This is a genomic window from Neisseria sp. Ec49-e6-T10 (assembly GCF_051132615.1).
Lineage (GTDB): Bacteria > Pseudomonadota > Gammaproteobacteria > Burkholderiales > Neisseriaceae.
Window position 1 is genome coordinate 1,856,294 of record NZ_CP152375.1, and the last position, 15,737, is coordinate 1,872,030.

At 37.5% G+C, this 15,737-nt stretch carries 7 protein-coding genes; 5 read left to right on the forward strand and 2 right to left on the reverse strand.

Going from position 1 to position 15,737, the window contains the following annotated elements; all coding sequences use genetic code 11:
• The first annotated feature begins 116 nt into the window (after nt 1–116).
• From AADH04_RS09570 to AADH04_RS09590, 5 genes are all read left to right on the forward strand, one after another.
• Entirely contained in the window at nt 117–4,340 is a 4,224-nt protein-coding gene (locus AADH04_RS09570; protein WP_434777055.1) for an autotransporter outer membrane beta-barrel domain-containing protein, read from the forward strand.
• 99 nt (nt 4,341–4,439) lie between these two features.
• On the forward strand, nt 4,440–5,123 hold the full coding sequence (creB, locus tag AADH04_RS09575; RefSeq protein ID WP_434777056.1) for a two-component system response regulator CreB: 684 nt from the start codon (nt 4,440–4,442) through the stop codon (nt 5,121–5,123).
• Nucleotides 5,120–6,553 (forward strand): two-component system sensor histidine kinase CreC, encoded by a 1,434-nt coding sequence (creC, locus tag AADH04_RS09580; RefSeq protein WP_434777057.1) that lies wholly within the window; start codon nt 5,120–5,122, stop codon nt 6,551–6,553. The genes creB and creC overlap by 4 nt, the downstream gene beginning before the upstream one ends.
• 89 nt (nt 6,554–6,642) lie before the next feature.
• The gene (gene creD, locus AADH04_RS09585) at nt 6,643–7,998 is read left to right on the forward strand and encodes a cell envelope integrity protein CreD (RefSeq protein ID WP_434777058.1); all 1,356 of its coding nucleotides are present in this window, start codon (nt 6,643–6,645) and stop codon (nt 7,996–7,998) included.
• 159 nt (nt 7,999–8,157) lie between these two features.
• On the forward strand, nt 8,158–11,094 hold the full coding sequence (locus tag AADH04_RS09590; protein WP_434777059.1) for a VIT domain-containing protein: 2,937 nt from the start codon (nt 8,158–8,160) through the stop codon (nt 11,092–11,094).
• Between the two features lie 45 nt (nt 11,095–11,139).
• On the opposite strand, the gene AADH04_RS09595 is transcribed toward AADH04_RS09590, so the two are convergent.
• Nucleotides 11,140–12,045 (reverse strand): cation diffusion facilitator family transporter, encoded by a 906-nt coding sequence (locus tag AADH04_RS09595; RefSeq protein ID WP_434777060.1) that lies wholly within the window; start codon nt 12,043–12,045, stop codon nt 11,140–11,142.
• A 209-nt stretch (nt 12,046–12,254) separates the two neighbouring features.
• Entirely contained in the window at nt 12,255–15,698 is a 3,444-nt protein-coding gene (gene dnaE, locus AADH04_RS09600; RefSeq protein WP_434777061.1) for a DNA polymerase III subunit alpha, read from the reverse strand.
• Nucleotides 15,699–15,737 lie beyond the last annotated feature (39 nt).

A 15,737-nucleotide genomic window follows, 5' to 3' on the forward strand; every position in this document is an offset into this window, starting at 1 on the left:
TTCTATTCGTAAATAAAAGTATAATAAATTTAATATTAATATTTAAATTATCGAATTAAATCAATATTTGAATTCGATAATGGTGAATTTATAGAATTAAAGGTAAAGGGGTAGTTATGAACAAAGTATACAGAGTCGTGTTTAGTCAGTTAACGGGACATTGGGTGGTGACATCGGAGTTGGCGAAGGGTAAGACCAAATCAAACGTGATGAAAAAGGCTGCTACGCTCGCTGCTACCGCAGGCTTGTTGGCTTCTGCTAATACCGCTCTGGCCGCTAATTGTAGTACTAATCTGGGTAGTGGGGGATCTTTAGCTGAGATTGGTTGTACTGCAACAGGTACTAATGAAGATGCAAAGGTGACTTTAACAGGGCATGGTTCTGTAGATAATACCAATATAGGTTCGACCATAGAAGTCATAGCAAAGGGAACCGGTACGGCTACATTAGAGGTTAATAATACTACTGGAGACGTTTTAACCATTAAAAATGATAATGGTGCACTCACTCATGGTGTGATTGTTCAGTCTCAAGACCCTGTATCAGGAGGTGCTTCAGGCCATGCAACAGCTTCATTTAATGGTAAAAACACTATTATTGTAGGTGATGATGGTGATACAGGGGTATTGGTTAATAGTGCTGGAAACTCAACTATTTCAATCTCAGGAGAGTTTACTTTAAGAAATACTGCTGGTGGGAGACCAAATGAGTTAGATGGTCTGGAAGTGTTGAGCCAAGGTGACGGGAATGCCCAAATTATTCATAATGGTACGGGTAAAATTTCAACAAAAAATGGTCATGCAGTTTATGCAAAAAACTGGGGTAATAGTGGTAATACGATTATTGACCTAAAAAATACTGGAATTGAGTTGGAAACGTCAGGGGATAATGCGTATGGCGTTTCTGCGCAAACAACTGGTGGTGCAGGAAAAAATGTTACATTGACTTCTCGTGCAACCATAAAAACCATTGGAAATGGCTCAATGGGGATTTTTTCTGATGCAAGTAATGCTGGTGCATATACCAGTATTTATAATTATGGCACGATTAATACCAAAGGTAATACTGCCCATGGTATCTTTGCTCTTAATAAAAATTATAATACTTCAATTTATAATTCAGGTGTGCTTACTGTATTGGGTGAAGGTTCATTTGGTATACATGCCAACCAAACTGGAACTGGCAATGTACTGATTGAAAATGGTGCAGATATTAGTGCGACTGGTTTTAATGGAGCAGGAATTATTGCTGAAGCTGCTAATGGAAGTGTTACGGTAACTGATACCAATAATAGTGAAATTAGAGCTGGTGCACAGGGTATTGCTGCTGTGTCTGGTGTTGCAGCGACATTATCTTCTGTTGAAAGTAACTCGCGATTTACTATAGATAGTGGTAATGCGACTGGGGTAACTGGTATGGTAGGTCTTAGGGCTCAATTGAAGACAAATAATGCTACAGGATCTGCAAAAGTAAAATATGATGGGGCTGGTATATCAGTAACCAGCAGTACAAATAATCAAGCCACTAGTTATATGGTTGGTATACAGGCAACAGATTCAGGTAGTGTCATTACTAGTAAAGTAAATGCTTCTGTTGAAGCAAAAGGTAATATTGATGTTAAATTGAATAATGGTGCTGCACGTTGGATTTATGGTATTGAGGCTATTTCCTACTCTGCAGGAGATGCGTCAATTCATTATAAGCAAGGTACGATTAATGTACAAGCCAATAATAGTACAGTAAGTGCAGGCTATGGTTTGGTTGCTTGGAATAATGTAGGTCAAGGTGGTGGGACAGGTAGTGCGACTATTACGACTGATGTAGGTACTACTGTAAACACCGTTGGTGATAAAATTATAGGAATACATGCCAGAAGCAGTGGTTTAAACTCAGAAAATAAAAAAGTAATTGTCGATGTCAATTCAACTATTACAACAAATGGGGTGGATGCTTATGGATTACATGTTAGAGCAGAAGAAGATGCACCGATTTATATTACAAACAGAGGTAATATTTTAACTGAAAAATCTAATTCAATAGGTATTATATCATCATCTGTTGCTGGGAATGTTACATTAATTAATAGAGGAAATATTATCACAAAAGATGCTGCTGGTATCGTTGTTAGAGCAGATAAGGGTAATGTGGATATCTTGGCTTCAGGTAATATTACAACTGGGCAAATTTCTGACAGTGTAGGAAATCATGGTATTAATGCGTATAGTGGTGAAGGTAAAGTCAATGTTAATTATAACGATGGTGTGATTAAAGTTGTTGGTAAAGACAATACAGCCACAGGTGGCGGTAGAAACATTGGCATTGCAGTTTGGGATAAAGATCTTGCTACTTTGGGTACAGAAGGTTTGATTAATTTAGGTTCTACCGCTACTGTTGATGCAAGTGAAGGCACTGCAGGATTATTGATCAGAAACAATGGTAAGGGCGAAATTAATATTGCACAAGGTGCCCAAGTTCATGGTGGTTCATTAACAGGTGTACTTTTTACCAGTAATGGTTCAGCTGCTTCACATACATTAAATAATGATGGTATTGTTGATTCTATGAATGATCAAGCAGTGTTAATGACTTCGGCACAAGCGGGCAACAAATTAACCATCAATAACTATGGGACGCTAACTGGTTTTGTCACATCAGGCGCAGAGGATACAACCTTTAGCAACCATTCATCAAATAGCTTCAATATTCGCAACTTTGCTGATACAGATGGCGATTTAATCAGAGACACCAAAGCTGTAGCGATTTCAAACTTTGGCGGTGGCAATGACGTATTTAAAAATGAACTCACAGGTACCGTACGATTAGCTGCTGTGACAGGTGAGAGTACAGTAGACACCACAAACGAATATATAACCTCAGGTGCCTTAAGCATCAATAAAGCAGGAATCGTTCAAGGTCAGTTAATCAATCTGAACACCTTTGAGAACAGAGGTACAATAGATTTAACCGAGAACAAACAGGCAGGGGATATCTTAGTGATTGGTGGTGGTGCCACAGCAGGTACTTATGGTAGTGGTCTATTTATTTCAGATGGCGGTACCTTAGAACTGGATACCGTATTGAATGAAGGCGATATAAACAGCCTAAGTGACTTATTGGTGATAGATGATAGTACAGTAGGTACAGGTGGTGCCACTCGATTAAAGATTAATGTTGTGAACGATACAAGTCATTTAGAGACAATGGGACAGTTGACTCAAGGCGAAGGAATTAAAGTTATAGAAAGCTTAGGTACAAGCAGTGCCAATAGCTTTAAATTAGATAAACCCATGGCTTATGGTTTATATGAATACGTGTTGGGACAAGGTAGTGCCGATCAAAACTGGTACTTAAGAAATATGTATGACAAAAATATTCCGATATTTAACCCAGCCACAGGTGCCTATTTAGCGAACCAAACAGCTGCTTCCAGTTTATTTATGCATACCCTTTATGATAGACAAGGACACGCAAACAATATAGCAGGAGGCAGTGAGAAGAAATCCTCTGTATGGGTAAGAGCCGCAACCAGCAATGCTAAGAACCAAAGTGTGAATAACACAATGAATGTGGATACTGACAGTAATCTCATTCACTTAGGAGGGGACATAGGCAAATGGCAGATTCAAGAAGGGAATCTACACTTAGGCTTAATGGGCGCTTATGGTCAAACTGAGTCAGATGTGGTCTCTAAATTAACCAATACTTTAGCTAAGGGTAAAGTCACAGGTTACAGCGTTGGCTTATATGGCACTTGGTTTGCGGATGAAGCCCAAGGTAAAGGTTTGTATGTAGACAGCTGGGCTCAATATGGTTGGTATAAAAACAAAATCAGTGGTGAAGCCCAAGTGAATAAAGAAGATAAATATGATTCTAATAGCTGGGCGGTATCCTTAGAGGCAGGCTATGGTATACATTTAGCCACACGAGGCAATACAGAGATCATGTTGACACCACAGGCACAAATTGCTTATACCAATTACAGTGCGGATGATTATAAAGATGGGAACAATCTAAAAATCACAGGAGACAAAGCCAGCGGTATTCATACACGCTTAGGAGCACGTTTATATGGACGTGCATTAGAAGGTTATTCAGCAAAACCGTACTTAGAGATTAACTGGTTACATGATACAGCAAAAAATTCAGCTCAATTTGAAGGTGGTCGAGGTGGCTCTATGGAGTTAAAAGATGGGGTGCCAAAAGATAAGGCTGAAGGAAAGATGGGTTTGCAAGGTACGATTGCCAAGAACTGGAAGGTATGGGGTCAAGTTGGTGCTCAATGGGGTGGAAAAGGTTATACACGTTATGAAGGTCAGGCTGGCTTGAATTATCAGTGGTAATGTTTTCTTGTATCAAAAGCTGCTTGAGTGTAATTTCAAGCAGCTTTTTTTATGGTAAAGATGTTATTATTTGGAAATATTTTTTAATTGGTTTGGGTGATGAGTAATCAAATTTGGCTAGTAGAAGATGAACAAGCTATAGCAGATACCTTAATTTATGTATTAGAGCAGGATGGCTTTTCTGTACGATGGTTTGATCGTGGAGAAACCCTATTAGATGCACTTAAAAAAGAGCAACCAGATTTAATGATATTAGATATAGGTTTACCTGATATTAATGGTTTTAGTTTGAGTAAAAAAATACAGACTCAAAAAGATATCCCTTTTATTTTTTTAACGGCCAGAAGTGAAGAGGTAGACCGTATTGTAGGGTTGGAAATAGGTGCAGATGATTATATCGCTAAACCATTTTCACCACGAGAAGTCAGTGCTAGGGTGAGAACTGTTTTACGCAGGGTAAGTCGACAGGCCCCTCCTTCAGGTACTAAAGATTTAGGCGCTTTTGTTTTGAATGAAGATGGCGCATCTATTGCTTATCATCAAGTGGTTTTATCTTTAACCCGTTATGAGTTTTTATTATTGAAGACCCTTATTCTTGCGCCTAATAGGGTGTTTTCACGTCAGCAATTAATGGATTTAATTTGGGGTTCTGAAGACAGTATTGATCGAACGGTTGATACCCATATTAAAACCGTTAGAGCAAAACTTAAAGCAATAGCACCTGAACAAGATCCAATTTTGACTCATAGGGGGCTAGGTTACAGCTTGAGTATACGAAAATGAAAATCAGCTTTCGGTTTCTATTGTTCTTTTTTTTACTGGTTGCGCTCATAGGTTATTTTATTTTGAATATTTTTGTTCAGGAAATAAAACCAGGTATTCGTCGTGCAACAGAAAATACCTTGGTTGACACAGCCAATACGCTGGCACAGTTTGCTGCTCAGGATATGCAGGATCATACTTTAGTAAATGGTCGTTTTACTCAGGCATTTAGTCAACTCAATCAATACCCGATTGGTGCCAAGATTGATCGTTTAATTAAAAACCGTACTGAATATCGAGTGTATATTACTGATGAAAAAGGTATTGTGATTTTTGATTCTGCTCATAAGGACTTAGGACAGGATTATTCTCGTTGGAATGATGTATACCTGACTTTACGTGGAAAATATGGGGCCAGAAGTTCAAAAAGCGATCCTGATGATGAAACAAGTTCGGTTATGCATGTGGCCGCACCAATAAAAGTGGATGGCCGTATTGTTGGTTCTTTAACCGTTTCCAAACCGAATAAGGAAATGGCTTTAGTGATTAAAGAGGGCGAACGTCGTATTAAAGTAGCGGGTGTGATTTTATTGTGTATTGCTTTGCTTTTAGGGTTATTTTTTGTTTTGTGGATCAATCGCTCGCTTAAAAAATTGGAGCATTATGCAACTGATGTGACAGAGGGGAAAAAAGTAGGTGTACCGAAAATGGATAGCCCTGAGTTGGATAAGCTTGCTCAAGCTTTAGAACAAATGCGCACAAAGTTAGAGGGAAAAGGCTATATAGAACAATATGTTCATACGTTAACTCACGAATTAAAAAGTCCTTTAGCTGCGATAAAAGGGGCGGCTGAAATATTGCAAGAGCATCCACCACAACAAGCGCAAGATAGATTTTTAGCCAATATTTTGCAACAAAATGAACGCATGCAGCAATTAATTGATCGTATGTTGTTGCAAGCAAAAGTAGAAAGCTTAACCCATATTAGTTTTGAAACAGTTAATTTGAATGAATTGATTGAGAACGTTATTTGTGAAAAAGAGCCTCAATATCAGTTAAATCAGGTTGAGCTTCAATTTCAAAATACATCTCTTGAGGAAGAACGAGTTGTACGGGGTGACGCTTTATTGCTGCAACAAGCATTGAGTAATTTATTGGATAATGCTTTAGATTTTACGCCTCAAGCAGGAATTGTTCGTGTAGGTATTGAGCAAAATGGCCGCATGTACGAGATCAGTATTCATGACTCTGGTCAGGGGATTCCTGATTATGCTTTAGCCAGAATCTTTGAACGTTTTTATTCTTTACCAAGACCTCATAAAGCAAAAAGCACTGGACTGGGTTTAAGTTTTGTTTGGGAAGTGGCATTACTGCATAAAGGCCGCGTTTCATTAAGTAATCATCCTGATGGTGGTGCCTTAGCTATTTTATCTTTGCCTGTAAAAGATTAATACGAACTTCACCTATTCTTCACATTTACTTCATTTGTATTTCATATTCAGTTTGTATGCTGATGGTCAATTACCTTTGGAGCATTGATATGTTGAAGCGTCTTTCTGTTGTGGCTAAGTTGGCGGTGATTGGTGTTATTATCATCATTTTAGTCGTTTTGAGTAATATTATTTATCACACTATTTCTGAGCGAGCTTATTATAAAAATTCAGTATTAGAGAAAATTGCACAAAGTAATAGTGGGCCACAACGAATTATTGGCCCTATTTTAGTGTTACCATTTAAGTATGATCTCGAACAAGTTGAGGTGAAAACAGGTAAAAAACGATGGGTTCCAACATCAGAAACCCGTTATGTTTTACCTGAAAAACTTTCGGTAGATGGCGATATACAAGTTAAGTCGCTTAAGCTAGGTATTTATCAGGGGCAACTTTATACAGGTGATTTGAGTTTTAATGGTCAGTTTGGTCAAATTAATTATGATGATTTAAAAGGATATAAAAATCTGAAAATTGATCCTTATGTCATGGTTATGGTGTCTGACCCAAGAGGAATTATAGGTTTATCTACTTTTAATCTCAATAAAAGTGCGCAAAAATTTGATGCAGGTGTCAATAATAGCCGTTTTAGTAAAGGCGTTCATGCCCCATTTTTAGCTCAATTACTCAATACAACTAACGATTTTGATTTTGTGCTATCTTTACAGGGAACCAGTAATTTATCTGTTGTGCCTTTGGGTAAGGAGTCGGAATTTTCTTTGACCAGTAATTGGCCACATCCAAGTTTTATTGGTAATGGTGTGATTGCACCTGAAAGCAGATCCGTTGATGCTCAAAAGGGATTTGATGCAAAATGGAAAAATACTTGGTATGCCAATAATTTAAATGAAATATTTGTACAGCAAATGGCACAAGGTGGTATTGTTTTTGAACAAAACTCTTATTCAAATGATGTGCCTAGTTTTGCTGTGAATTTAATTGAAACAGTTGATCAGTATCAGTTAAACGAACGTTCAGTGAAGTATGCTTTATTGTTTATTGGTTTAACATTTATTGGTTTTTTCTTATTTGAAGTCATGTCCAAAGTTCGGGTACACCCCGTTCAATATGGTTTAGTGGGTACAGCGTTGGTTCTATTTTATTTGATTTTGTTGGCTTTTTCTGAACAAATTGGTTTCTTCTATGCGTACATTTGTGCCGCTTTAGCATGTAGTATCTTAATTGGTTTTTATTTAAGTGCAGTGTTAAAAAGTTTAAAATACAGCCTTATGTTTACATCAGGTTTACTGGCATTGTATGCATTACTCTATTTTATTTTACAGTCTGAAGACAATGCTCTATTTTTAGGCAGTATTTTGTTATTTGTTGTATTGGCAGTGATTATGTTGATTACACGTAAGATAGATTGGTACCAGCTATCCAGCAATAATCAAAAACATGAATGAAAATTGTTTGTTATAAAATATAAATACCTTATCTGTTTTAGGATAAGGTATTTTTGATTTCTGGTTTGATTCTCGTTTATCAATATATGGTGTCGTGATATTATTCTTAAAAAGAATTTTTAATTATATTTAAATCACTTTAAATTTTTTGGGGGTACTATGTCTTTGTGCAGAAAGTTTGCTTATGTGTTTTCTGTTTTGATTTTAAGTTATACTATGCAGTTATCTGCTATGGTGATGCCTAAAACAGTGATTGAACCAATAAATATTGTCATCAATAATCCTCAGGCAAAACAACACATTCAATTACAGAGTGTTAAAATTAATGGTGTCATTATAGGTTCAGTTGCTAAAACTCAGGTTGAATTCACTTTATATAATCCCAATGCTATTGATTTAGAAGGCCAGTTGCAGTTCCCCTTAATCGCAGGGCAAACAGTGAATGGCTTTGCATTGGATATTAATGGTCAATTGCGTGATGCTGTCGCTGTTGAAAAAGCAGTTGGGCAGCAAGTCTTTGAAGACATTACCCGAACAAAAGTAGACCCTGCATTATTAGAAAAAAACAGCACTAATTTTTATAAATTACGGGTTTATCCTATTCCAGCTAAAGGGGCTCGTACTGTTCGCCTAGATATAGTACAAGACTTAAATGTGGTGGATAAGAAACAATTAGTTTTTCAGTTTCCATTGATGTTCTCGGAACAAGTACAGCATTTACAGGCAAAATTTACCATCAATCAATTGAGTGAAGGAGTTGATGCATCTATAGGTGCAAAGGCCTTAACTGTATCTAAAAATAAAGGAAACAGTGAGGTTTTGATCAATGAGAAAAATTATAAATCTCCATCTGAGTCCTTACAAATTAAGGTTCCAGCCTATTTAAACAAACCAATTATCAGTACGCAAGAGTTTCAAGGGCAAACGTATTTCTATGCTCAGATTCCAGCACCACAAAGTGTTCATGCCCTACCACGAGTGGCCCCTAAAAATATAGCCATTATTTGGGATGCTTCCGCTTCAGCACAAGCACGTAATCATGTAAAAGAATTAGATTTATTAGAACAATACTTTAAGAAGATACAGAATGTTCAAGTAAAATTACTTGTTGTGCGTGATCAGGCAGAGCCTATTCAAAATTTTGATATTATTCAAGGCAATTGGCGTGAGCTTCGTCGTACTCTAGAAAAGATGGTCTATGATGGTGCAACCAATGCTGAGGTTATGCGTGTACCAGATAAAGTAGATGTCGCATTTTTATTTACAGATGGTCTGTTTAATTTTGGTTCAGGTGTTTTTCCAGACACAAATATACCTTTATATGCTATGAGTGCATCTGCTGGTGCGGATGATGGGTTATTGCGTCAGCTTGCTCAAAAAAATGGTGGCGCTTATTTGGATTTATTAAAGATATCTCTTGTTGCAGCCCTTGAGTCTTTACAGTTAAGGCAAGCTTATGTATCTGAGCTATCTGCTGAAGGCGCCAGTGAATTGAATATTTTAAGTCCAATTGCTGAAAATGGCTATTATCTTGTTACAGGTATCTTAAATCAGCCACGGGCGAGCTTACATTTAAAGATTCAACAACCCGATGGGACGATTAGTAATAGCACAATTGAACTGAATAATGAAGAACTCAAACAGGATCATTTTGCGGCGGCGGCATGGGCTAGCATGTTGGTCAATAAGTTATCTGCTAATACACATTTGAATCAAGCTCAGATCGTGCGTTTAGGCAAACAGTTTGGATTGTTAACTCAATATACATCACTTATTGTGTTGGATAATGTATCAGATTACGTGCGTTATGAAATTGAACCGCCAGCTGAGTTATTAACAGAATACCGCCAACGGCTAGCAGATGTAGTGCAGGAGAAAAAACAAACGCAGCAAGAACATATTGATCGGGTGGCACAACAGTTTAAGCAGAAACAAGCTTGGTGGGATCAAAAATTTCCAAAAGGAAACATACCTAAAATTAACATCAATAAGCGAAAGGATTTAGCAGGGCGAGGCGGTAATGAAGCATATGAAGATAGTACAACGGATATAATAGCTCAAGCTATAGAGGTACCTGCAACCATGGCAGAACCGACTGATATGATGGAGGCAGAAGCTATCCCCCCTGTGCCCACTGCAAATAAAGCTGTAGCAAGACAATTAGGTTTAAATGGTAACACGCAACAAAGTGCTTCTATTCAACTCAAAAAATGGACACCAGATGAACCTTATATCAAGAGATTAAAAGCAGCTAAAGCAGAAGATCTATATGCTATTTATTTGGATGAAAAGCCAAGTTATGCCAATAGTACGGCATTTTTCTTGGATGTATCTGATTTCATGTTTGAAAAAGGACAAAACCAACTGGCTTTGCGTGTTTTATCAAATTTAGCTGAAATGAATTTAGAAAATCGTCATATTTTAAGGATATTAGGCTATCGTTTATTACAAGCCAAACAATACCCTTTAGCCATTCCTATTTTCGAACGAGTAAAACAATTAAGTCCAAATGAACCACAGTCATGGCGCGATTTAGCCTTGGCCTTAGATCAGGCAGGACAAAAGCAAGAAGCCATTAATCAGCTGTGGGCAGTAGTGAGCACACCTTGGCATGACCGTTTCCCAGAAGTAGAACTAATCGCATTGGCTGAACTAAATGCAATTGTTGCTGCCGCACCGACTTCTTTAGATGTCAGCCAAATAGATAAACGTTTATTACGCAATTTGCCTCTAGATTTACGAGCCATCTTGGCATGGGATGCAGATAATACAGATATTGATTTATGGGTAACAGATCCTAATGGAGAAAAGGCTTATTATGCCCATCCGTTGACTTATCAAGGGGGGCGTATGTCACGCGATTTTACTGGAGGATATGGGCCAGAAGAGTTTTCTTTAAGGCAGGCTAAACCCGGTAAGTATATTGTAGAAGCTCAGTTTTATGGACACAATCAGCAAATTGTGGCACCTGCAACAACTTTAATGCTGACTTTAACAACCCATTTTGGACAAAAAAATCAGAAGGATGAACAAGTGATTTTACGTTTAAAAGGTGCAAAAGAAAAAGTGGTGGTAGGAGAGTTTGTGATTAAATAATTATGTGTTATTTGAAAAAAGCCAACTTATAAGTTGGCTTTTATTTTAGACAATCCACTTTTTATCACCAGTAAAGGAAATGGTTAACCAACGTTGTCTATTTGCTTTACCAAGAGCATCTGCAATTTCTTGCCGAATATTGTCTAAGGTTGCTACAGTGTTAATTGGAAAATCTGCAGCTAATACTATGTGAATCTCAATAACATGTGCACGGCCATCTTTTTGAACATAGCTAGCATATTCTTTAAAATGGTATTTTTGTTTGAAGTGCTCCATGGTTTCGGTGACTTTTTCATTTAAATAGTCTGGTGCCATCCCCAATAAGTCTTTAATTGAAGGGTGTAAAATTTTAATTGAAGGTGGAATCATACTGAGTGATAAAACAATTAAAATAATGGGATCGACATAAGCGGACCACTGTGCTAAGCCATGATTGGACAATTGCCAAGCAAGTATAAAACTGATCAGTAAGCCAACAGATAACATGGCATCAACCAACCAACTGATGTTATCAAAATGGACTAAAGGCGATTTTAATGTTCGGTTTTTGTGTTTGACATAGAAAAAATAGGAGAAGTCAGCAACAGTGAAGAAAATTGCATAACCAATAGCCAAGCCAAATTCTACTTGGCGACCGCCATCCAAAATACCAAAAATACCATTTAAAAAAGCGTAGACAGAAATAAGTAAAATAAAACTGCCTTCAATAATGAGCACTAATGGCTCTAAACGCCAAAAACCAAATTGGAATGTACGACTAGACTCTCTTTTGATCAGAACTGCTGTACCAACCATCAAAATTTTGATGAACGTTGCAACAATAGAGAAAAAACCATCGAATAAAATAGATTGTGAGCCAGAAAAAAAACCAATGGTGATACCGAGTATTGCGACAATAAACATCAGAAGCATGGACTGTTTGAGCAGTTTTTGCTCCAAATTTTTTTGCATAAATTAAATAATCCTCTTTTTATGAACACTTGATTATTATACAGAAATAATTGAATATTTGGAATGAAATTTTATTTATATGTTATTTAATATTTAAAATAATTTATAAAATTAAAATGATATATAAATGATTAATAAATTATTTGATATGCTGGATATGTGATCATGATATGTACTTAAGAAAAAAGGCTCTTAATGAGCCTTTTTTCTTACCAAATCACTTCGACTGCTTGTTTACCTAAAATTTGTTCTAATTGATTAATCAGCGTAGATTCGGGTGTAACCAGCCATTTATGATTGGGTGCTAAATCACCTGAAGCTTCTTGATTTTGATAATTGATTTTTAATGAAACACCATATTCTTTTCCTTGATAGGATTGCAGTAAAGACATAATTTGGGTGGCGTTATGCTGATGACTGACTTTTAACAATAAACCACGTGCAAAACGAAGTCTGGCTTTTTCCAGATCATAAATTTTATCGGCAATAATGCGGACACTGTCTCCACCATTAAACATATCTTTACTGACTTTAGCTTCAATAATCATCACTTGATCAGCTTTTAATATGGTTGCATTTTGTTCATAAACTTCGCCAAATACTGATACTTCTAGTTTGTCATTTTGGTCTTCTAAGGTAATAAAAGCCATTTTACCTCGTTTACCTACTTTGGTTCTAATTGCAGTGACAAAGCCAGCTAAAGTTTGAGTCCCCTCTTTAGGTACAATTTTTTTCAGAGGCTGTTTGATAAAAGCTCTAACTTCTTTGGCATAAGCTGAAAATGGGTGGTTCGATAAATAAAACCCTAAAGATTGTTTTTCTTCTGCCAATAAAGTAATGTCATCCCAAGCAGGATAATCTTCCATTTGTACTTCTTCTGTTATGGTTTCATCTAAATCAAATAAACTGCCTTGGTTCTTATTCGCCAAAGCTTGATCAGCATGTTCCATCGCCAAGGCAATATTATTGAATAATTTGGCACGATTAGGGTCAATTTCATCAAATGCGCCAGCTTTAATTAATGCTTCTAAAGAGCGTTTATTAACATGGGTTTTACCCATACGCTCGCAAAAATCAAACAAGCTGGAAAAGGAGCCATTCGCTTCACGTTCTGCTACAATTTCATTGACTGCCGCTTCGCCAGTACCTTTAATTGCGCCAAGGGCGTAACGGATTTCTTTGTCATTAATAGGTGTAAATTTATAAAAAGAGTGATTAATAGAAGGGGGCAAAAATATTAATTTATTGGCTAAGCAATCATCGTAAAATATTTTTAGTTGATCTGTGTTATCCAATTCACAAGACATGGTTGCAGCCATAAATGCTGCAGGGTAATGTGCTTTGAGCCATGCTGTGTGATAAGTAACCAAAGCATAGGCTGCTGAGTGTGATTTATTAAAACCATATTCTGCGAACATCGCCATCAAATCGAATAGATGTTCGGCTAGTTTTTCATCATAACCTTTTTCTTTTGCGCCATTGATAAAAATATCACGGTGTTTGGCCATTTCTTCAGGTTTTTTCTTACCCATAGCGCGCCGCAACATATCCGCGCCACCTAATGTATAACCACCAATAATCTGCGAAATTTGCATCACCTGTTCTTGGTATACAATCACGCCATAGGTTGGTTCCAGACAAGCGGTTAAGTCTGGATGAAAATAGTCAGGTTTTTCAATACCTTTTTTACGGTTAATAAAGGTTTCCACCATGCCACTACCTAAAGGGCCAGGTCTATAAAGTGCCAGCATGGCGACAATATCTTCAAAACGGTCTGGATGAAGTTTGGTTAAATAACCTTTCATCCCATCTGACTCTAGTTGGAATACACCGGTGGTATTGCCTTTTGCCAGTAGTTTATAGGCTGCCGTATCTGTAAGGGGGAGGGTGTTTAGGTCAATGGTTAAATCGGGATGTAGACCCTTGATAAAATCTACAGCCATTTGAATAATGGTTAAGTTACGTAGTCCTAAGAAGTCAAATTTAACCAAGCCAATTTGTTCTACATCGTCTTTATCAAATTGAGAAACTGGCACACCACCATCGGCTTGATAAAGTGGGCAAAAGTCAGTTAATTTACCTGGTGCAATTAATACTCCACCTGCATGCATCCCAACGTTTCTGGTCAAACCTTCCAGTTTTTTTGCTAAAGACCATAACTTAGCAATTTCTTCATCTTCCAGTTTTGCCTGTAATTGTGGTTCCATTTGAACAGCATCATCTAAACTGTATTGTTTGCCAGGTGCCGCAGGAATAAGCTTAGACAGCTCATCACACATGCTGTAAGGCATTTGTAAAACTCGGCCAACGTCACGTACCACAGCTTTAGAAGCTAAGGTACCAAAGGTGATGATTTGGCTTACGGCATCATGTCCATATCGCTCTCTTACATAATCAATAACACGCCCACGGTTGTCCTGACAAAAGTCGATATCGAAGTCAGGCATGGACACTCGTTCCGGATTCAAAAAGCGTTCAAATAGCAAAGCATAATCCAGAGGGTTTAAGTCTGTAATGCCTAAAGCGAAAGCCACTAAGGAACCCGCGCCTGAACCGCGGCCAGGACCCACTGGACAGCCGTTATTTTTCGCCCAGTTAATAAAGTCTGCCACAATTAAGAAATAGCCAGAGAACCCCATTTGTATAATGGTATCGATTTCAAATTTTAGTCTTTGTTGTAGCTCTGGCCAAACTTTATTGCGTTCAGTTTCATCAGGGTATAATATTTCCGCTCTGGTTTCTAACCCTTCCTGAGCTTGAGTCATCATATATTCATCAAGGGTGATGCCTTCAGGTGTTGGGAATAGAGGTAAGAAGTTTTTGCCCAATGTAATTTCTAAGTTACAGCGTTTGGCTATTTCTAGACTATTAGTAAGTGCTTCTGGAATGTCTGAAAAAGAGGCAATAAATTCATCATGACTGATAAAATACTGGCTGGGGTGAAAATTTTTAGGGCGTCTAGAGTCGCCTAATACATACCCTTCTGCAATACACACACGTGTTTCATGTGCTTCAAAGTCATCTTTATTTAAAAATTGAATAGGGTGGGTGGCCACAACAGGTAAAGATAAATCATGAGCCAGTGCCAATGTTTGCCCTACGCATTGTTCCGTATTGGATTGCTCTGGTAAACGTTGAAGTTCCAGATAAAAGCGATTTGGAAATAAAGCCGCCCATTTTGCTGCTAGTGCTTTAGCTTCTTCATATTGGTCATTGAGTAGGGTTTGCCCAATAATGCCAAGATGCGCACCAGACAAACAAATTAACCCCGTATTATCTTGTTCTTCCAGCCAAGATATGTCTATTTGTGCTTGGCCTTTAGTGTGTTCTTCTATATAGGCCTTTGTCAGTAGTTCACATAAGCGCAAATAGCCAGTGTGGTTTTGTGCAATCAATAAAAAACGGGAAGGGCGGTCGGGTTTTGTTGGATTTTTCAAAATCAAATCCGCACCAATAATAGGTTTGATTCCTTGTGATAAACATGTTTTATAGAATTTGACCATGCCAAATAAATTCATTAGGTCACTGATGCCTAAAGCGGGAAAATGGTTGGCTTTTGCTTGTTTGATGGCATCTTTAACCCTGACCATGCCATCAGTAATTGAAAATTCTGTATGTAAGCGTAAAGGAATAAATTTAGGGGTATTGTTCATTATGTTAATAACTTTATTGTTTTTTCAAAAGTGATCTCT